This window comes from Polaromonas sp. P1_F4, assembly GCF_056405675.1.
The window spans coordinates 797,415-817,520 of the sequence record NZ_JBFUBP010000001.1 but is presented as its reverse complement, the minus strand read 5'-3'; the positions used below and the strand labels follow the sequence as shown (position 1 = coordinate 817,520).

At 61.8% G+C, this 20,106-nt stretch carries 15 protein-coding genes; 12 read left to right on the top strand and 3 right to left on the bottom strand.

The window, feature by feature from the left end; genetic code table 11:
• Positions 1-149: 149 nt before the first annotated feature.
• Both AC1DYQ_RS03785 and AC1DYQ_RS03780 read right to left on the bottom strand, forming a co-directional pair.
• Complete coding sequence (locus AC1DYQ_RS03785) at positions 150-5,222, bottom strand: beta strand repeat-containing protein (protein ID WP_477685631.1); 5,073 nt, start codon at positions 5,220-5,222, stop codon at positions 150-152.
• A 44-nt stretch (positions 5,223-5,266) separates the two neighbouring features.
• Positions 5,267-6,970 (bottom strand): ShlB/FhaC/HecB family hemolysin secretion/activation protein, encoded by a 1,704-nt coding sequence (locus AC1DYQ_RS03780; RefSeq protein ID WP_477685630.1) that lies wholly within the window; start codon positions 6,968-6,970, stop codon positions 5,267-5,269.
• A gap of 532 nt (positions 6,971-7,502) precedes the next feature.
• Here AC1DYQ_RS03780 and AC1DYQ_RS03775 point away from each other — a divergent pair.
• The 12 genes from AC1DYQ_RS03775 to AC1DYQ_RS03720 all read left to right on the top strand — a co-directional run bounded on the left by AC1DYQ_RS03775 (position 7,503) and on the right by AC1DYQ_RS03720 (position 18,304).
• Positions 7,503-8,414 carry a glycosyltransferase family protein gene (locus AC1DYQ_RS03775; RefSeq protein ID WP_477685629.1) on the top strand — a complete coding sequence of 304 codons (912 nt, stop codon included), beginning with the start codon at positions 7,503-7,505 and terminating at the stop codon, positions 8,412-8,414.
• A 2-nt stretch (positions 8,415-8,416) separates the two neighbouring features.
• A complete protein-coding gene (locus AC1DYQ_RS03770) occupies positions 8,417-9,541 on the top strand; it encodes a winged helix DNA-binding domain-containing protein (protein WP_477685628.1) in 1,125 nt (374 codons plus the stop codon).
• A 169-nt stretch (positions 9,542-9,710) separates the two neighbouring features.
• On the top strand, positions 9,711-10,214 hold the full coding sequence (locus tag AC1DYQ_RS03765) for a (2Fe-2S)-binding protein (protein WP_457280590.1): 504 nt from the start codon (positions 9,711-9,713) through the stop codon (positions 10,212-10,214).
• The gene (locus AC1DYQ_RS03760) at positions 10,211-12,418 is read left to right on the top strand and encodes a xanthine dehydrogenase family protein molybdopterin-binding subunit (protein ID WP_477685627.1); all 2,208 of its coding nucleotides are present in this window, start codon (positions 10,211-10,213) and stop codon (positions 12,416-12,418) included. The genes AC1DYQ_RS03765 and AC1DYQ_RS03760 overlap by 4 nt, the downstream gene beginning before the upstream one ends.
• Positions 12,415-12,861 (top strand): sulfur oxidation c-type cytochrome SoxX, encoded by a 447-nt coding sequence (gene soxX, locus AC1DYQ_RS03755; RefSeq protein WP_477685626.1) that lies wholly within the window; start codon positions 12,415-12,417, stop codon positions 12,859-12,861. Before AC1DYQ_RS03760 ends, soxX begins: the two co-directional genes overlap by 4 nt.
• 4 nt (positions 12,862-12,865) lie before the next feature.
• A complete protein-coding gene (locus tag AC1DYQ_RS03750) occupies positions 12,866-13,339 on the top strand; it encodes a SoxY-related AACIE arm protein (protein ID WP_477685625.1) in 474 nt (157 codons plus the stop codon).
• On the top strand, positions 13,339-13,662 hold the full coding sequence (soxZ, locus tag AC1DYQ_RS03745) for a thiosulfate oxidation carrier complex protein SoxZ (protein WP_477685624.1): 324 nt from the start codon (positions 13,339-13,341) through the stop codon (positions 13,660-13,662). Before AC1DYQ_RS03750 ends, soxZ begins: the two co-directional genes overlap by 1 nt.
• Entirely contained in the window at positions 13,659-14,435 is a 777-nt protein-coding gene (gene soxA / locus AC1DYQ_RS03740; RefSeq protein ID WP_477685623.1) for a sulfur oxidation c-type cytochrome SoxA, read from the top strand. The genes soxZ and soxA overlap by 4 nt, the downstream gene beginning before the upstream one ends.
• A gap of 337 nt (positions 14,436-14,772) precedes the next feature.
• A complete protein-coding gene (locus tag AC1DYQ_RS03735; protein WP_477685622.1) occupies positions 14,773-15,753 on the top strand; it encodes a Bug family tripartite tricarboxylate transporter substrate binding protein in 981 nt (326 codons plus the stop codon).
• Between the two features lie 110 nt (positions 15,754-15,863).
• Complete coding sequence (locus tag AC1DYQ_RS03730) at positions 15,864-16,229, top strand: nuclear transport factor 2 family protein (protein WP_477685860.1); 366 nt, start codon at positions 15,864-15,866, stop codon at positions 16,227-16,229.
• A gap of 7 nt (positions 16,230-16,236) precedes the next feature.
• Positions 16,237-17,148, top strand: coding sequence for a polysaccharide deacetylase family protein (locus AC1DYQ_RS03725; RefSeq protein WP_477685621.1), 912 nt, complete (start codon positions 16,237-16,239; stop codon positions 17,146-17,148).
• 361 nt (positions 17,149-17,509) lie between these two features.
• The gene (locus AC1DYQ_RS03720; protein ID WP_477685620.1) at positions 17,510-18,304 is read left to right on the top strand and encodes a bestrophin-like domain; all 795 of its coding nucleotides are present in this window, start codon (positions 17,510-17,512) and stop codon (positions 18,302-18,304) included.
• A 63-nt stretch (positions 18,305-18,367) separates the two neighbouring features.
• Here the strand turns inward: AC1DYQ_RS03720 and AC1DYQ_RS03715 are convergent, their stop codons facing one another.
• The gene (locus tag AC1DYQ_RS03715; RefSeq protein ID WP_477685619.1) at positions 18,368-19,642 is read right to left on the bottom strand and encodes a reverse transcriptase family protein; all 1,275 of its coding nucleotides are present in this window, start codon (positions 19,640-19,642) and stop codon (positions 18,368-18,370) included.
• Positions 19,643-20,106 lie beyond the last annotated feature (464 nt).

Here is a 20,106-nt window from a genome sequence, read left to right as displayed (position 1 = left end):
GGTGTCGGTTGCGCGGCAGGCTGAGCTGATGATGCAACAGGAACAGTACCGGAATTAAACCGGAATCAAAGGCACAGGCGTCGCATCGACGCCAATCTTCAGGTCAAGCTCAGGCCCTGCACCCAGCCCGGCAATTCACCGGCCAGCCCTCAATCCTTCTCTTTCCCATTGCCTGGCGACATGTCCAGTTCCACGGCCTGACCGTTGTCGAGGGCGTCACCCGCTTTAGCAGGGGTGCTCGAAACCGGAGAGGTCTGACCTTCACCGGCCAGCGCCAGCTGAAGCGTCGGCGTATCTGCTACCCCTGCGCCGTCAGCCCCGGCCCCGGCGTTGTCAGCGGCGTTGTTGCCGGCCGGAATCACGCGGTTATTTTCGGCATTGGACGAGAGCTGCTGGTTGCCCTGCGGTTTGCCGTTGACATTGACCAGGCCGCCGCCCGAATTGGTCACCTGCCCGAAGTCTCCACTGACGCTGCCTTTTGGCGAATCAATGCTCACCTGGGCGGATATGCCGGAAATCTTCGCCTCGGTGACGGCCTCCACGGCCATGATGGGCGCGACCACGTTGGCCACCACGGTGTCGCCAGCCAGCGATGCCGAATTGCTGGCAGTGACCACGACATTCACGTCGCCCTGCGCCTGCACCACCACATTGGTGCCGGAGATGTTGCCGCTGACGTCGCCGGCACTGCTGCTGATCTGCACATTGCCCTGGCTGGTGGTGGTGCCGCTCACGTCGCCCTGAGCCTGCACCACCACGTTGTTGCCGGTGATGTTGCCGCTGATGTCACCGGTGCTACTGCTGATCTGCACATTGCCCTGGCTGGTGGTGGTGCCGCTTACGTCGCCTACGGCGGCCACCGCCACTTCGCTGGCCGTCACGTTAGCCGAGACATCGCCGCCGCTGGTGACCTGGACGGCACCCTGACTGATGGTGGAGCCGCTCACGTCGCCGCCGGCGTTCAGCGTGTTGGTGACGCTGGCGTCCTGGCCGCGCAAGGTGTGGTTGCTCAGCGCGACATTGCCCAGGGCGTTGATGCCATAGCCCTTGACCCAGAGCGTGCTCTCCAGGCTGTATCGGTTGGAGACCACCTCAAGCTGGCCGAGTGCATTCGCCTCGGTACCACCCGACAGCATGTGCACATTGCCGCGGTTGGCGCCCGATCCGGCGACCAGGCTCAGCGCGCTGGCCGTGGCGCCGGCGTTTTGGATATCGCCGTTCAGCGTGATGTCGGAGCCCAGTGTGACCAGCGTTGTGTCGCCCAGCAGGCGGACCGGTGGTCTGGCATTGGGCGCCCCCGGATCGGGTATCCCGGCATTGAACAGGAAGCCACTCACGCCGTCTTCTGCGACCACACCGGTGGCCGTCACCATACCGCTGATGCCGGAGCCGCTTGCGCCAGCGTTGAGCGCCAGACTGTGCACCGTGCTGCCGCCGAAGTACAGGTTGTAGGGATTGTTTACCACTACATTCTCGGCATAGGTGCCGGCGCCCACGCGGATATTGGCGCCGGTTGCCGCATTGCCCATGGCCGTCCCGATGGACAGCGCCTGTGTCCCGCCGCCCAGCAGGTTGCCGATGCCCACATGGAAGTCCTGCGTGGCCTGCGCGCCGTTCCAGCCCTGAACGTAGCTGGAACCCGCACTACCCAGATTGACGGCGTAGTCCAGGGCGTTCTGCTGCGAAGCCTGCAGCCAGGTGTACTGGTTGTTGTCTACCGTGCCGGCATTGCGTACGGCAAAGTCAAAGCCCGCGATGTTGAGCGCACCGAAGTTGGGGTTCGCTGATTCATTCTGCATGTACACCGGATTGCGTTCGGTGAAACTGTTGCTGTTCGCCACCGTGATGTTGTTCACCTGCTGGTTGTAATAATGGTTGGCTTGGTAGAGCGCCAGACCGCCCCAGTTGTTGTTGCGGGTGGTCGAGTTGCTGACCGTCACGTTGGCGCTGTCGGTCAGCTGTATGCCGGCACCCTCCGTTGTGCCGTTGTTGTTGCCCACAGGCGCACCGTCGGCCGTCACACGGTCTATCAACGCGCCGTCAACACCGTTAAGGTCCAACTCGGCCCTGCCCGCGCCCCGGCTGGTGACGTTGCTGATCGAGAAGTTGCGTAGCCGGGCTGATGCGTCTCCGACGGGTGCCACCTTGATACCGTAGGATCCGGCCACGTTGGCGCTCGGGCCATAGAGCGTGAAGTCTTTGAGTGACACGTTGTCGGCGGTCACGTTGATGCCGTAACCACTGACGTCGTGTGCGTCAATCGTGGTCGCCCCTTGACCCGAGCCGGACAGCGTCAGGCTGCGGTCGACATTGAGCGTGGTGGGTTGCACGTAGGTGCCCCCGGCCACATTCACCGTGCCGCCGGCAACCACGGCATCCACCCCGCGCTGAATGCTGCCGCTGGCCTGGGTGACATAAACATTGCCTGCGTCCCAGCTGACGACACCAAGTCCCGCGACGTCAAGCGCATGGTGAACGCGATCTTCGATGGCAAAGCCATTGGCGGCCCCGGTGAAACTGGCACTTGATGCATTGACATTTGTCTTCACGTTGTTCCGGTCATTGGCGCCTGCATAGATATTCCACGACCGCGTCGAACTGCCTGTGCCGGAGATCACGCTGTCGGGCGCGCCAAAGCGGGTATTGCCGATGTCCAGTGTTGAGCCCAGCCCTTCCAGAAACATGCCGTGGCCCACCGACGGATTGATGACCACATTGTTGAACGATACGTTGGCAACTGACCCGTACTCAAGCAGGTGAACCGCATCACCCGGGCCTTGCGGATTCCAGCTTCCGGCACTGCCGCTCGGGCGGCGGAAGCTTCCTTCAATGGTGACGTTATCGAACTCAAGTCTGCCGGCATCATGAACACCTCCACTCGCAACGTTATCGTGGTAACCGCGGAACTGGATCCCAACGAATTCGGTCTCGCCGGTTATTCGCAGATCCTTCAGCGTTGCGTTACCGTTGTAATAGTTGAAGTTGATGTCGCCCATGCCTAGCGAGGTCGCGCTTGTGTAGGGCGCGCCATTGCCTGTGAACGTGCTATTGAGAAGCGAAACATTCTGAAGCCCTGGAATACCTGCCGTCGCCGAGCCGTCGGCGAAGAAGCCGAATTTCCCGTTATGAAGAAAATCGCTGTTCTGGACGGTCAGTTTGCGAAGGACCGTGTTATTTGCCACCCGCACGCCTGAACCCGGTGCACTGCGGAAAGTGAAGCCGTCGATGAGTACTTCCGACGACGTACCAATATTGCCGTTCACTGTGACAGCGTCACCGGCCGCCGGTGTGATGACGGATTGCCCTGCGCCCGCTCCGTGCAGGGTCAGTGCCTTTGTGATGCTCAGACTCTCGGCGTAGGTACCGGCTTTCACGTCAACAACCCCGCCAGAAACGACCGCCTTGATGCCGTCGCTTATGGTGCCCAGCGGCTGCCGATCATTGCCAAGGCCATTGCCGAGATTGAAGTCGTCTGCGGCGGTGAAACTCTCCCCCGAACGAACGGTGACATGCGAGCGGTTGGCAAACTGCGGCGTTGAACCCAGGAGCCCATTGAGGCCGTAGCGGCGATCAAGAATGTGCATGTCGCCATTGGCCGCAGACATGGCCATCATGCCGGCGCCATACTGCGCTTCGCTGTTAAGTGGAGAACCAAAATAAGACCCGCTGGCGACGCCGTCCAGGAAAACAATGTCCCACTCATTGCCCAACGTCCCTCTGGAGTTGCCCGACATGGTCACATTGTTCGAACGAACAAGAATGGCACCTTTGGTGTTTTCGATGGTGTTCCCAGTGATGGTGGCTGAGGCGTTGGTGACCTGAATCCCGCTTCGGATATTTTTTATCGTGTTGTTGCGTATGGTCGCGTCGGTCACGCCAGAAGCGACCTTGACCCCGGTTGTACTCAGGCCGGTCCAGTTGATGGCAGCATAGTTCTGGCTGTTCGGACCCGTGATCTGCATGCCGTCAAGTGTTACGCCATTGGCGGTGATGTCCACCCCGGTTTGCCCCTCTGCCACGTTGAGCGTGGCGCCGTTCCGGCCATTGAGGGTGATGTTGGCTTTGTTGAGGGCCACCTGTTCGTTATACGAGCCGCCTTGCACATTGACAGTCGCGCCATCACCCGGTGTGCCGGTTTTGGCGATCTTGACGGCGTCCTGAATGCGCGCTCCGCTGTAAACATTCACAATATTGGAATTGCCGCTTACGACGTTAGTCGCCTGCAACGCCGACTTGAGTTCCACGGTATGACCATCAACGGTGATGGCATTGGTCGCCTGTTGCACGCCCTCGAGGTTAATCACACCCGACAACAGGTTGGCTGCATCCCCTACGCCGAGGTGGATATTCGCGGCGTTCAAGCTGGCGCCGGCCAGGTTCGACACAGCAACTCCCGTTGCGCCAGGGGGCAACGCGAACTCGTACAGCCCGTTGTTCAGTGAAATGGTGGCTGCGTCGGTGCCGAGCAAGGCGATGGTCCCGTTGACCCCGTTGACCGCAGTGATGATCCCGCCCGGCCCAACAGCGGGCTTCTTGTTGACCACCGACGGTGCCACAAGAGCGATCAGGCCCCCATCGGCCGCGGTGATAGTGCCTTCATTGGTAATGCCGCTCCCCGTACCTGGCGTAATGCGAACCTGGATCGGCCCGTTTCCGTTTCCGTTTCCATTCCCGTTTCCATTCCCGTTTCCGTTTCCGTTTCCGTTGCCACTGTTGAGGAAATGGTTCTCATCGATCACCCCCGTGGTGGCGATAAGGGAGCCGACATTAACGGAGGAACCTGGCTTGAACGCAATGCCGTTGGGATTCATCAGCATCACGATGCCGTTGGCAGTAAGCGTGCCAAATATTTCCGAAGGATTGGCCGAACCGGACACACGATTCAGGACGGCCGCGGTCGCACTCGGCTGGACAAATCGAACAGTATTGTCGGCACTGATATTGAACGAATCCCAGCGAATGACGGCTCGATTGGTGGTTTGCGTGATGGTAAGTTGGGTACCGTTATTCAGCGCTTCCATAGCACCGCCCGCACCTCCTGCGGTCACATTGCCGTTGACCGGCAAACCGGCCAGCGCGCCAGTATTAATGGTGGCCTGCGTCCAGCCAGGCTGCGCAAAAACCAGCATCAGTGCCGACGGCAAGGCCTTCAGCATGAAGGCTCTGGATTTTTGCGTTCGGTTAAGCACAGGGGACTTATGGGGCCGAAAAACCGTTTTCATGGAGTCACCTCAATTCAGGAAAAAGCCGTTAAACAAAAAAAGACTCAGAACCGAACCAGCAAGGAACCCAGAAGCCTGACGTCCCTGGGATTGCCTGCGTCACTCGCTATGGTTTTGGTCAGGGGAAATGCCGCCTCCAGGCTCGCCACCGTGTTTTTCTGCATGAAAAGCCGTATGCCCAGGCCAGCCGAAGCCAGGCTCTGGCTGCTGGGCAAGCCGGGCGTTGGCGGGCCCAGTTTCCATACCTTGCCAATGTCGTAAAAGCCGAACAACTGGTAAGACCTGAAGCCTGGCGAGTTGATGGCCCCGGCATAACGCTGCTCGATACGGAAGGCAAGAGCGCGTTCGCCTACCAGCTCAGCGGGCTCATAGGCACGCCCATAACGACGGCCACCAAGGGCGTACTGTTCGGAAGAAAGAAGCGGCGTGTTGGCCCACTGCCCACCCACACCGATCACCAGGCTCAAGTTGGAGTTAAAGAACTGGGTGCGTTCATAGTCAAAAACCAGCTTGTTGAAAACGCCCTTCGCACCCGCCCGGCTTTTAAGCAGGTCAGACTCTTCAGTTCCGCCCAGTCCCTGGCTGAAGTCAAGCTCCAGATTATTTTGCCCATCAAGGCTGTCCAGCAAGCGCCAGCTCAAACCAAGGCGCAATGCCCGTATCCGGTCCTCGATCACCCGCGTACCCAAAATATCGGTGTGCACGTCGGAGTGGTCGTAGGTAGCGCGTGCAATCAGGCTTTCGTTGCGTGTCCTTAGCCATGGGTAACTCATGGAGAGGGAAAAAGCGTCGGCGCTGCCGCGCACATCAAACGGCTTGAGGATGTCGCCCGGCTGGGTACGGGCCCTTGACACCGCCGCCGACAACTTGAGCCCGTTGGCACCTACCACCTGGCTATAAGACAGCTGGGCGTAGGCCATTTCGGAATTACCCGTACCCACGCCAATCACCCGCCACTGATCGTTCACACCCAGGAGCTGGTTGCCGACCAGCCCAATCGTGAGCTGATCTGGCCCCAGGTACCTGGAACCGTAGTTGTCCACGGTCGCAAAACCCTCGAAGGTTTTCACCTGCGCAATCAGGGTGAGGTCGGCCGCTGCCGGCGTTTGCGATGGCGTAAGTACGCTGCGCAACTCGATCCCCGGAAAATCATTGGCGATCAACAGATACCGCTCAAGCACGGGGCCCTGAATGGGCCGTGACGCCCTGATCTTCTCGCCGATGGCTGCGAGTTGCTCCTTCACATGGGCACTGACATCGTCCCCCGCCTGAATGTTCACCTTGTCGATGTAGCCCTCAACCACACGCAGGGTGAGCGTACCGTCGGCAAGAGACTGCGGCGGCACCACCACCAGCGACAGGATGTAGCCTGCATTGCGGTACATCGCGGTAAGCGAGGACGCAAGTTGCAGAATCTCGCTGCCGCTAACCTCACGTCCGGTGTAGCTGTCTGCGTGCGCCTGAAGAACGCCGCCGGGCAGCACGGTGCGGGCTTCAATATCAATGCGCCTGAGCGTGACCTTAATGGCCCTGAGCGATTCAGGCAAAGGCCCTGTTGGCTCGGTCCTGATTTCCGGAGGTGCCGGTGAGGTGCCAGGCTCCGGCTGGAAATCGAAACGTTCGCGAACCCGGCCAGGGTCGACGGTAGATGGCGGTTGCTGCGCCAGCGCAGTTGTCGAAATGACCATGAGCACAGAGAAAGCACCAGTCCACACGCTATGCACGCCCACATGATCGATACGCTTCATCGCCAGCCCCGTTGAAAATCAAGGTTTCCGAAGTGCCTGCAGGTGTTGTGATTCGACACTTGCCGGTAGTATTTTTTGTGAACTAATTCACGGTAACCAATTGTGAAACCTGATACAAGGGAGAAAAAGTGATTAATTACCAACGGTCTTATGTAATCATTTCGCCCCAATTTTTACCAAAAGGGCTTTTCTGCCCACATTACGCGGCCCTATTGGTTACATTTAGAGCCAGAAAGACATACATTCAGTTACCTTTGGCTTACTGAAAATCTTTCTTGCCGGCGAAGAATTCCCCAGGAAATCCAGGTGCGTTGTGTAAAGTTTTGCTGCGGGTCCCCGATACGGCGCACGGATGGCATTGCCGGAACGACAAGCACCGCCATTCGGACCGTCGAACGGCGATGACAACAGATCACAGCGGCAATGACTCCTGGGTCTGTTTGCGGATCGCCAACGCCCGCTCGGCCCTGGCCACCTCGGCGCCTTGCGCTATAAGCTGAAGAGCAACACGAAGAAGCCGCAGGAAGACGCGTTGAAAATCCACATCTACACCGACATCGACACCTTGTTTGGCAACGCTTCGCGCTTGTGGATGGACGTTTTGGTGGAGGCAGGCCATGACGTGGAGTTCATTGACCTGGGCACCAGCACCGACGCGCCGTTGCCCGATGTCGGCCACTGCGACATCAACCTGCTGATTGCCGGAATTTATGCACTGCCCCGTTTTTCCGTGCAAGGCCTGCCGCGCAACGGCAAGCACGTGCTGTGGATGTTTGATCCATTGACAAAGAATGCACTGGCTACCGTGCATCGGCACAAGACCGGTCTTTTCGACGCCATCGCACCCGGCCTGCACGCTGTGCTGGCGATGGATTCCTCCATAGCACGCTACCTCGCACAGCATTTCCCGGCACTTGCCACTTACCAGCTGCCCTATATGGTCGCCGGCAAACATGTGGGAACGCCCCTTCCCGAGGCACAGAGAAACCGCGACATCATCATGATGGGTGGCGACACGCCCCGGCGCAGGGATGCCGAGCAGTACTTCGCCCATACGGCTCCTGCACTGAAGGCCGAGTTCGTCTGGAGCGGACTGTGGGGCGCCGCGCGCGACGCCTGCCGCGCCGGTGCGCGCATCAACCTGAACATCCATGCCGACCCGGAACACACTTACTTCGACCAGTTCCGGACATTCGAAAGCTGGGCGGCCGGCACGGCCGTCGTTTCCGACATCTTTGAAGGTGGCGAAGATTTCGGCATCGAGCCGGGTGTTCACCTGGTCATGGCAGACCTCAAGGACATGCCCCTGGCATGCGCCGACCTGCTGGCAGACGTACCCCGCCGCCAGGCCATGGTGCAGGCGTCGCAGCAACTGCTGCGTGAACGGTTTTCTCCCGCAGCCTGGCAAAGTCGCATGCTCGCCATGCTTGAAAACGTTGCCTGAGCATGGCGGAGATCTCGCGGCAGGAACTGCTCGCGCTGCGGCAGGCCAGCCAGCGCCTTGTTGCAACCGCCCCGCCTGAGGCCTCAAATTTCAAACGCGCCGATCAGGCCGTGCAGTGGTTTGGTGCTGTGCAGGCACAGGAATATGCCCACGCCCGATGGGCAGTTGGCTCGCGCTTCGCAGCCGCTGCGGCCATCACTGATGCGTCGATCGAGCAGGCGCTGTCCCAACGCAAGGTGGTCCGCAGCTGGGTCCTGCGCGGCACGCTGCACCTGGTGACGGCCGCCGACCTGCGCTGGCTGCTGGCCCTGGCCGCGCCGGCTCTGCTGACCCGCACCGCGGCAGCCTATCGTGAGGTCCAGCTGGATGAGGCAGCCTTCCGCAAAATCCTTCCGACCATCCGGCAGTGCCTGGAAGGCGGCCAGCAGCTCACACGCCTGGAACTTTTTGCAACGCTCGCGCAGCATCGCGTCAACACTGAAGGCCATCGCGGAGGGCGCATCCTGTACCGCGCGGCCCAGGTCGGACTGATTTGCCTGGGCGACCCGCGCAGCAAGCAGGCCACCTACACACTGCTCGATGAATGGCTGCCTCCCGGACTCGAAGCCGGCAAGGAGTTGCCTCGCGAGGACGCACTCAAACAACTGGCGCAGCGCTACTTTGCCAGCCATGGCCCCGCCACGCTGGCCGATTTTTCCTGGTGGTCAGGGCTGGCCGCCGGCGAAGCCAGGGCGGCGCTGGAGATGGCCGAAACCGGCCTGGCACAGGCGCTGTTTGAGGGAGACACCGTGTGGTGGTCCAAACGCACGCCTTTACCGCCAGCCGGCAGGCCCGCGCTTCAATTGCTCGCCGGCTTCGACGAATACGTGCTGGGCTACACGGACCGCAAAGCCATCATCGACAGCGAACATACTGGCAAGCTCATGACGCCCAATGGCCTGTTCCGCCCGGCGCTGCTGGTCGGTGGGCGCGTGGCCGGCACCTGGCAGGCGCAGGTAAAAAAAGGCGCGCTCAGTATCAGCACAATGCCCTTCGCACCGCTGCCGCGCGGCAGCGCCGGCGCGTTGCGCCTGGCCGCGCAGCGCTACTCGGCCTTCATGGGGCTGCCACTCGCGGAAGTGCACTAAGACAACTTGCCGGCCATCACAAGGGTTTACCCGGCTGAACTTTGTCGACCGTTTCAGGTCAGCACATTACTCAGGTATAGCGGTCACAGGTGCATTCGCCCGGCACCGGCGCTACTATCGCTTCCAGTCATCCGGCCCATCCTTCCTTCAAATATTGAGGAGCGCATCCATGGCAAAACTGAACGTCAACGGTACTGTGCGTGAGTTTGAAGTGGAGGACGACACACCGCTGCTGTGGGTCATCCGCGAACAACTTGGGCTCACCGGCACCAAATACGGCTGCGGTATCGCGGCTTGCGGCGCCTGCACCGTGCACATCGACGGCGTGCCTACACGCAGCTGCGTGCGGCCCGTCTCGACGGTGAGTGCGACCGAAAAAATCGTAACCATTGAAGGTTTGTCGCCGGACGGCTCGCACCCCATACAAAAGGCCTGGGTTGCGCTGGACGTTCCGCAGTGCGGCTATTGCCAGTGCGGCATGGTGATGACGGCGGCGGCGCTGCTCAAGGCCAAACCGAACCCGACCGATGCCGACATCAATGAGGCGATGACCAACATCTGCCGCTGCGGCACCTACAACCGCATCCGCGCCGCCATCAAGGTTGTTGCCGCGGGCGGTAACACCAAAAGCGCGGCGCTCGCCATTCAACACACCGACGGGAGCACGACATGAGCGCCACCCCCCTGCCCTCCGCAAACTCTCTGCGTCTCTCGCGCCGCCGCTTCCTGGCCTCGGGTGCCTCGGCCGGCCTCATCGTAGGTTTCCACATTCCGTTCGCCGGCACGGCGGCTGCCCAAGGCGCAGCCTCGCCGGAGATCAACGCCTGGGTTGTGGTGCGCCCCGACGACACGGTGGTCATCCGTATCGCACGCTCTGAAATGGGACAGGGCAGCCTGACCGGCCTTGCCCAACTCGTGGCCGAAGAGCTGGAATGCAACTGGGCCAAGGTCACCACCGAATACCCGACACCCGGCCAGAACCTGGCACGCAACCGGGCCTGGGGCAACTTCTCCACCGGCGGCAGCCGCGGCATCCGCGAATCGCACGACTACGTGCGCAAAGGCGGCGCCACCGCCCGCATGATGCTGGTGCAGGCCGCAGCCGACGAATGGAAGGTGCCGGCGGCCGAATGTACCGCCGCCAATAGCGTGATCACCCACACGCCATCGGGCCGCAAAACCACCTATGGGAAAGTGGCGATCGCGGCAGCCAAAGTGGCGCCGCCCGCCGAGGTCAAGCTGAAGGACCCGAAAGACTGGAAGCTCGTGGGCAAACGCCTGGCGCGGCTGGACACGCTGGACAAGGTCACCGGCAAGCAGGTGTACGGCGCGGACCTGAAACTGCCCGGCATGCTCAACGCGGCCATCAAGGACTGCCCGGTGTTCGGCGGCAAGGTCAAGAGCTTCAATGCCGCCGCGGTTGAAAAGCGCCCCGGCGTGAAGAAGGTGCTGGCGGTCGGAGACAGCGCGGTGGCCGTCGTGGCCGACACCTGGTGGCGCGCCAAGACCGCACTCGACGCGCTGCCCATCGAATGGGACAACGGCCCCAACGCTTCGAACTCCAGCGCCGGCGTGGCCCAGATGCTCAAGGCCGGACTGGACGCGCCCGACGCGGCCGTTGGCAACCAGAACGGCGACGCCAAAGCCGCGCTGGCGTCGGCGGTCAGGCGCATCGAGGCGGTGTATTCCTACCCGCACCAGAACCACGCGACCATGGAGCCCATGAATGCGACGGCACGCTGGACGCCCGAGCGCTGTGAAGTCTGGACTCCCACGCAAAACGGTGAAGCGGCTCTGGCGGCCACCTCTGAAGCGGCAGGCCTTCCGGCCGGCAAATGCGAGGTCTACAAAATTCACCTGGGAGGCGGCTTCGGGCGGCGCGGCGCGGTGCACGACTGGGTACGCCAGGCCGTGGACATTGCCAAACAGATGCCTGGCGTGCCGGTCAAGCTGCTGTGGTCGCGCGAGGAAGACATGCTGCATGGCCGCTACCACCCGGTCACGCAGTGCAAGCTGCAGGCCGGGCTGGACGCGCAGGGCAACGTCACCGCGTTGCACATGCGCATCTCGGGCCAATCCATCCTGGCCGGCGTGGCGCCGCAAAACGTGCGCAACGGGCTCGACCCGGTGCAGTTCCAGGGCCTCAACGCGCCGGGGCCTGAAGCCTCCATTGGCTACAGCTTCCCCAACCTGCTGATCGACCACGCGATGCGCAATCCCAGCGTGCCGCCCGGCTTCTGGCGCGGCGTAAACCTGAACCAGAACACGATTTACCTCGAATCCTTCATCGATGAAATCGCGGTTGCCACCAAGCAGGACCCGCTGGCCCTGCGGCGCAAGCTGATGACGAACCACCCCAAGCACCTGGCGGTGCTCAATGCCGTGGCCGAGCGCGTCAAGTGGAACGTGCCGCCGCCCGATATAGCCGGCCAGAAGGTTTACCGCGGCCTGGCACAAACCATGGGTTTCGGCAGCTACGTGGCGGCCTGCGCCGAGGTGTCAGTAAGCAGCGACGGCGTGCTCAAGGTCCACCGCATCGTGGCCGCCACCGACCCAGGCTATGCGGTCAATCCGCAGCAGATCGAGGCGCAGGTCGAGGGCTCCTTTGCCTATGGCCTGTCGGCGGCGCTGTTCGGCGAGTGCACACAAAAAGACGGGCGCATGGAGCAGGACAACTTCAGCACCTACCCCGTCGTGCAGATGCAGCACATGCCTGCGGTGGAGACCATCATCGTTGCCTCGGGCGGCTTCTGGGGCGGCGTCGGTGAACCGACGATCGCGGTCGCCGCGCCTGCAGTGCTCAACGCCGTGTTCGCGGCGACGGGCAAACGCATACGCGACCTGCCGCTGAAGAATCACGACCTCAAAAAGGCATGAACTGGCGTGGCGCCATCGCCGGCGGGGTGATGATGCTGGCACCCTGGACCAGTTTCGCGCAACAATCCGTCCCGCCGCTGCAGGTTGTTGGCGACGCGATACCCCAGGCACTGACGGTCACGCCCGGCGACCCGGCACGCGGCCGCGCCATCGTCGCGAGCCGTCAACACGGCCTGTGCCTGCTCTGCCACACCGGGCCCATTCCCGAAGAGCGCTTCCAGGGCAACCTGGCGCCCGACCTGGCGGGCGCGGGCGCACGCTGGAGCGAAGGGCAGCTGCGCCTGCGCATTACCGACGCGCAGCGCCTGAACCCGGCCAGCATCATGCCCGCCTACTACCGCAACGACAGCCTGGTGCGCGTGGGTACGGCCTGGCAGGGCAAGCCCATCATGAACGCCCAGCAAATTGAAGACGTGGTGGCCTTTCTGCTCACACTGAAGTGAACTCATGACCACAGCAGGCCGTTTTATTTCTTTTAATCGGCGCCAGATTCTGGCGGGCGCGGCCAGCATGGGCCTGAGCGTCGTTTTGCGTCCCGCAGCGGCGCAGACCGGTGAGCTGGCGGTAGCGGTGGCGACCTATACCCTAAGCGCTCCGGTACGAGCGGGCAAAGTCAAGCTTGACATCGCCGAGCTGGTCGACAACGGCAATGTGGTACCCATCACCGTCACGGTGGACAGCCCAATGACGGCGGCCGACCATGTGAAAAGCATTGCCGTCTTCAACGAGAAAAACCCCCAGCGCGATGTAGCCCGCTTCACGCTGGGGCCACGCGCCGGCAAGGCCGCCGTGACCACGCGCATACGCCTGGCCACCTCACAACAGCTTGTGGCCGTCGCGCAGATGAGCGACGGCAGCTACTGGTCGCACACCGTCAATGTCATCGTGACCCTGGCGGCTTGTATTGAAGGCGATCCCTGATGGCACGCACACTCATCAATGCCCCAACTACCGCCAGACGCGGTGAAGTCATCGAGATACGCGCGACCATAGGCCACCCGATGGAAACCGGTTTTCGCGCCGGCGAGGACGGCAAGGTCCTGCCGCGCAACATCATCCAGACCTTCAGCTGCCGATACAACGGCGAGCTGGTTTTTAGCGCCGAGCTGTTTTCGGCCGTCTCGGCCAACCCCTACCTCGCCTTCCACACTGTGGCCACCGACAGCGGCACGCTGGTGCTTCGCTGGGAGGGCGACAACGGTTTTGCACAGACTGAAAGCATCAACCTGACCGTCTCGCCATGATGCGGATTTTGCAAGGCATGCTGTTGGGTCTGCTGATCAGCAATGCCAGCGCGCAGACAGCTCCAGGCAAAGACACCCGCCGCTCGGGCTTTGACTATATGGGCGCATCCACACAAGCCATGCAGAAAGACGATGCGCTCAATCCCGGCATGTTGTGGGTCAAGGACGGCGAAGCGCTGTGGAAGCAGCCAACAGGTGTCAGCGGAAAAGCCTGTGCGAGCTGCCACGCGGCAGCGCCGGACAGCATGCGCGGCGTGGCAGCGCGCTACCCCGCGTTTGACAGCAAGCTGGGCCGTCCCATCACCCTGGGCCAACGCATCAACCAGTGCCGCCAGCAGCACCAGCAGGCTACCCCGCTGCGCCCCGAAAGCCAGGAGCTGCTGAGCCTGGAGAGCTATGTCGCGCTGCAGTCGCGCGGTCTGCCAATATCGCCGTCCCAGGATGCCCGGCTTGAGCCTTTCCGCCAGCGCGGGCAGCGGCTTTTCACGCAGCGCATGGGCCAGCTGAATCTTTCGTGCGCGCAATGCCATGACGGGTTGGCCGGCAGGCGGCTGGCCAGCAGCGTAATTCCAGAGGCACATCCAACGGCTTATCCGGTGTACAGGCTCGAGTGGCAGGCCATGGGCTCGCTGCAGCGCCGCCTGCGTGGCTGCATGAGCGGCGTGCGCGCCGAGCCTTTTGCGTATGGTGCGCAGGAACTCGTGGAGCTTGAGCTGTACCTGAATGTCCGCGCGAAAGGCATGGCACTGGAGTCGCCCGGTGTGCGGCCGTGATTTGAGCGGCAGTACTGCGGATGCTATCAATTACATAGCATATTGAGCAATCCGGCGAAGGGCTGCTGCGCTTTTTATCATCTCAAAACCGGGCCCGTTCCGTTCGGGTCAGTGCCGGCTTTCCGTCCCATGAGGCTTATGCCGTCACACGACCGGGCCGGGAGGCACCTCCTGGTGCCAGCGTCGGGGCACAAAGAAAACCCGGCTCCAAAGCGCGAATGCCTGAACAGTCGAATTGGCACACAAGTTGCTGATCGCCAGATGTCATCAGCCGCTTCCCCGCTTTCAATCCTGTTGATGGTTGCCAATGCAGCCTTCAGCCCTTCAGGAGCACTCCATGAAACGTCGTCACGTCCTGGCCGCCGGCATCTCTGCCCTGACCGCTCCAGCATGGACAAGCGCCCAAAGCGCCTGGCCTTCGCGTGGGCCGATCAGACTGGTCGCGCAATTCCCACCGGGCGGTCTGGTTGATACCGTGTCCCGCATGATGGCGCCGCACCTGTCACAGGCGCTGGGCCAGACCGTCGTGGTGGAAAACCGCGCGGGTGCGGGCGGCCTGATCGGCACCGACTATGTGTCCAAGCAGCCCGCCGACGGCTACACCTTACTGGTCAGCCATGCGTCGGTGCACATCTATGCCACAGCCACCCGCAAAGTCATGCCCTTTGACCCGGTGAATGATTTTTCTCACATGGGCATGCTGGTTGAAGCGCCCATGGTGTTGCTGGTGCGGGCGCAGTCGCCCTTCCAGACCCTGGAGCAATACCTGACGGCCGCCAGGACCCGGCCTGTGCGTTATGGCTCATCGGGCATCGGTTCTGCCAATCACCTGTTTGGCGAAATGCTCAAGATTGAAGGCAAGGCACCCCAACACGACCACATCCCCTACCAAGGCAGCGCGCCGGCCATGCAGGATCTGCTGGGCGGGCAGATCGACAGTCTGCTCGATCCCATCACCACTAACGTGGCGCAACTCAAGGCGGGGTCCCTGCGCGCGCTGGCTGTCTCTACCCCCAGCCGCCTGCAGGCGCTTCCCAACATTCCGACTTTTGCCGAGCTCGGCTTCCCCAAGCTGACGGGGTCCCAGTGGCTGGGATTGTCAGCGCCCAAAGGCCTGCCTGGGCCCATTCTTGCGCGGCTGACGGCACTGATCCCTGAAATTCTCGCCAAACCGGACATCGCAGCCAGACTGGAAGAAATCCAGACCCTGCCACGCAAAAATGCGGTGGTCGGCACCGAGTTCGTTCAGTTGATCAATTCGCAGATCGACACCTGGCGCAGCGTGGCCAAGCTGGCCAACGTCGAGGTGATAACATGATTTTTCCGGCAACGACAGCCGCAGGAGCACCCTGAGTGAACAGCACCCACGCCTTTTCCAGCGGCACGGCAAGCGCTGCCGATGTGGTCAATGAGTTTCTCCGGCTCATCATGCTTCCTGACCCGGTGGCCGCCAGCCGGTTCACGGCACCCGGCATGAAGATTCTTTTCACCGGCGGCCGGGCCATGAGCGCCCCCGCTGAGTGCACCAAATTCAATGCATCGCGCTACAAATGGGTGAAAAAAAGGATTGAGCGCACCGAAACGGTTGCTGCGGGCTCTAACGGCTCCGCCCCCGACGAAGCGGTGGTCTACAGCCTGGGAACCCTGTACGGAGAATGGCCTGACGGAACGCCTTTTGAAGGCAACCGCTATGTGGACCGCTATGTCGTCAAAAGCGGGCTGATCACACACATGGACGTGTGGAACGACAGCGCCGAATGGCTGCTGGTGCGGGCAGGCCTGGCTGTGCTGTGATCAGCTGATGGCGGCAAGCTACAGCGGCGCCCTGCCGACGCACAATCGCTTTGACTACCAGGCGATCAACCAGCGCAAACCTTATCGTTGGCCCAACGGCGCTGGTCTGGCTGTCTACCTGGGTTTCAACATCGAGCACTTTGCCTTCGGCGAGGGCATGGGTGCCACCATCGGCCCGGCCAGCCCGCAGCCGGATGTCCTGAACTACAGCTGGCGCGAGTACGGAAACCGCGTGGGCAGCTGGCGCTGCCTCAAGCTGTTTGACAGCCTGGGCCTGCCGGCGGCCGCCCTGATCAACACCGCACTGTATGACCACTGCCCCGAGCTGGTGGCTGCCTGCGTAGCGCGCGGCGATGAACTGGTCGGCCATGGCCACACCAACGCCGAACGCCAGGCCGCCATGAGTGAAGCGGACGAAAGCAGCTTGCTGGTGCAGTGCCGCACGCGCATGCAACAGGAGAGCGGCCAGTCCCCCGCCGGGTGGCTTTCACCGTGGATTTCGGAAAGCCTGCATACCCCTGACCTGCTCGCTGAAAGCGGCTACGGCTACACCCTGAACTGGTGCCACGACGACCAGCCGCTGCCAATGCGCACCCGCAGCGGAAAGGCTTTGTGGGCTGTGCCTTACCCGCAGGAACTCAATGACATCCCGATGATCATTGCGCGTCAGATGGACGGCAAAGACTTTGCGCAGATGATCATCGATCAGCTTGATGAGATGCTGGAGCAATCGCAGGCCAGCGGTTCAGCACCACTGGTGATGGGCATTGCACTGCACCCCTACATCGTCGGCCAGCCTTACCGCCTGCGCCACCTGCGGCGCGCGCTTCAGCATGTCGCCGCCGCACGTGACCGGGGCCAGGTCTGGATGAGCACGCCGGGCGATATCTTCCGGCACGCCGTACAGATGGCCGCGTGAGCGGCCCCTGAAAGAGGCGCTCGTGTGCGTGCCGGAGCGCGGGCAGAGGCTTTTGCTTATTACGCGCAGGAGCTGGTGGAACTTGAGCTGAATGTCCACGCGAAAGGCACAGCGCTGGAGTCGCCCGGTGTACGCCCTGAGGTTCACGTAAAGCGAGTTAGCTATTAAATTGATCGCTGCTTGCTCAGTATTTACAGGACTTTCAGCCAACTTTCACTTCAACATTTTTCAGGTATTCAATCCCTGCCGCAGCACTGCCCCGCATTTGCCGGGACCGCCGGGCCGAAAGCTTCCGACATGCAACCGTGGTTATCATCCGCATCGGAGTGGAGTTCGGCACACAAAGAGGAGGCAAGGTACCATGTTCTACTGGATCTACGACATACCCCACTGGATGCTGGCGCTGCTTTTTTGCGCCGTCTGCCTGGCCTACACGTGGGGTGGCCTGCTTTTGCTGCGGCCGCTGATGCGCAAGTGGGTGGGCCCGCAGCCGGACGCCAATGAATTTGTCAGCTACTTTCTTTCGGCTTATGGGGTGTTCTACGGGCTGATGCTGGGCCTGATCGCGGTTGCCACCTACCAGAACTTCGCGGATGCAGAAAAAGCCGTGGGCAAGGAGGCCACCGCCATTGCGGCGCTGTACCGTGATTTGTCGAACTATCCGGAGCCTGCGCGCGCCACCCTGGAAGGCCAGATGAGGGACTACGTACGCTTTCTGATCGTCGAAGCCTGGCCCGAGCAGCGGCAAGGACGGCTGCATGCTGGCGGCACCACGCGCGTTTCAGACCTTCATCAAAAGCTGCTGTCATTTACCCCCGCCAGCCGGACCCAGGAAATCCTGCATGCCGAAACACTGCGGCAATTCAACAGCTTTCTGGAGGCCCGGTATGCGCGCCTGCAAAGCGTCAGCACCTCCCTCTCGGGTGTGCTGTGGTGGGTGGTGTGCCTGGGAGCGGCGCTGAACTTTTCGCTGCTGTGGCTGTTTTCCATGGACCGGCTGGCACTACACCTTGTGCTGTCGGGCATCCTGGCGAGTTTTGTCGGCTTGATGCTGTTTTTCATCGCCGCGATGGACCACCCCTTCCGCGGCGAAGAGAGCGTCTCGCCGGACGCCCTGAAGCTGGTTCAGGAACGGCTCATGCCGTCCCCGCGCTAGCGCCGCGCGCCGGCGGCAAATTCGTACAACTGCGGTGCGCCGCTTCCGCGGCCCTCGCGGCCTTCAGGTCGACCAGTTGATCTGCTCAAACAGGCGCATGAGTCTCGCCTGCCGCGCCAGGCTGAATTGCCCGACCCAACCGATCCGGCCCAACAGGTGTGATCGAAAGTCGGCAAGCCGGTCTTTGTTTTGTGATGCTGGCCCATGCAGCACGCTTTGATGCAAACACGCTTTAAGCCGATCGAAATCATCACGTGGCACATTCGGTCTAACGTTGACCACGACCCCGGTCACGCGCTGGCGTTGATGCCGGGGCAGGCAACGCGTCTTGTCCGGATGCAGGGTAAAGCCTTCATCGCGGACGATCTCTGCGACCCAGGCGTGCAGGGCGCGAAACTTCCGTCGCAGCGACTCGGGACCTGAAAATACCAGGTCATCGGCGTAGCGCGTATAGCTCGCGCCGAATACCCAGGCCAGTCCCTCAAGCCGCAAATCGAGATTGAAAGCGCAGAGATTAGCCAGCGCCGGTGAGGTGGGCGCGCCTTGCGGCAAATGTGCAGAGCCAAGGCGCTTGGCCCCTATCCAGTCAAGTCCGCCATCGTCGCGCAAGCGCTCAACGACCATCGCGGCCGTACGGTGTGTGCAGAGCGCGGTGAGGCTTCGCGCCACACCTTCGGGGTAACCCAGCGTGCGCCAGACGGCATTGACCTGGGCCGCCCCTACACTTCCAAAAAAATCGCGCAAGTCAAAACGAATCACCACAGCTTGGCCAACATGGGTTGCCGCATGGGTTTTAACTGAACGGCCAGCGGTAAAGCCGTGTGCGGCCTCGTGCACAGGCACCTGGCCCAGCAGCGTATGCAGGATGTGGCGCTGCACCCGCTTGAGCTCTGCTTTGGGCGTCTCCAGCAACCGAAGGCCACCCGTCTGCTTGGGCTGCAGGCTGTAGCGATAGTGCTCAACAACTGCCGGCGTCGCCGGAGCCAGCCAGCGCAGCTTTTCGGGGGGGAGTTGTAGCCAGCATGCAAGATCCGCATTCGTTGCAATGTCGGGCAAGGTGCAAGCCTCCAGCCCCAACGGCCGGGGCCGCATCACCGCCGGTCGCAGGATTAATCGGCGAATTCGTGGCGGCCTTTCCGGTTCGGGATCATCCCGGTCATCAACCGGCTGCGAGGCTTGCGGCGCGCTGGAGTCATTGGGCTCTGCGTCTTCGTCGTCATCACCCTCCTCCCCAAAGGCCAAGTCAAAGGCATGGGATGCCTCCAGCCGCCGCGCCAGCGAAGTGACGTCAAATTTTTGCCAGGTGATGGTCGAAAGCAGAGTCAGCGGCTCAAGCAACTCCCGAAGCCAGGCGGGGCGTTGCCCGAGGGCTGATGCTGCCCTGGCCTGAAGGGTGCCCAAGGTGGTGCCGCCCGCCTTGTCCGCGTCGGCGAGCAGTGCGCGAGCCAGGCCGCGTGCAATCAAATGTCGGAAGCTGGCTTCGCGCATGGAATTGGGTTGACGCCGGCATCCCAACCAGCAGGTCCTGCGTGAGCTGGGTGCGCAGAATGCGCAGTCCGCTCACGCGCCGAAATCGCAAAGTACAAAACAACCATGGGGGTACCCCATGGTGCGGACAGGCAGCAACGAATCGCGTCCCGCTCGCAACACTTGGAATGCTGGCGTCGTCGAAATTCTAATGGCTTGCCCTCGGCAACGAGGTGTTGTCCCGCGCTGTGAAGGTGCCAAAACAACAGGGAATGCTTTTGATGTACGGCCTACGCTGCCGCACACATCAAAAGAATATGCCAACCAAGAGGATG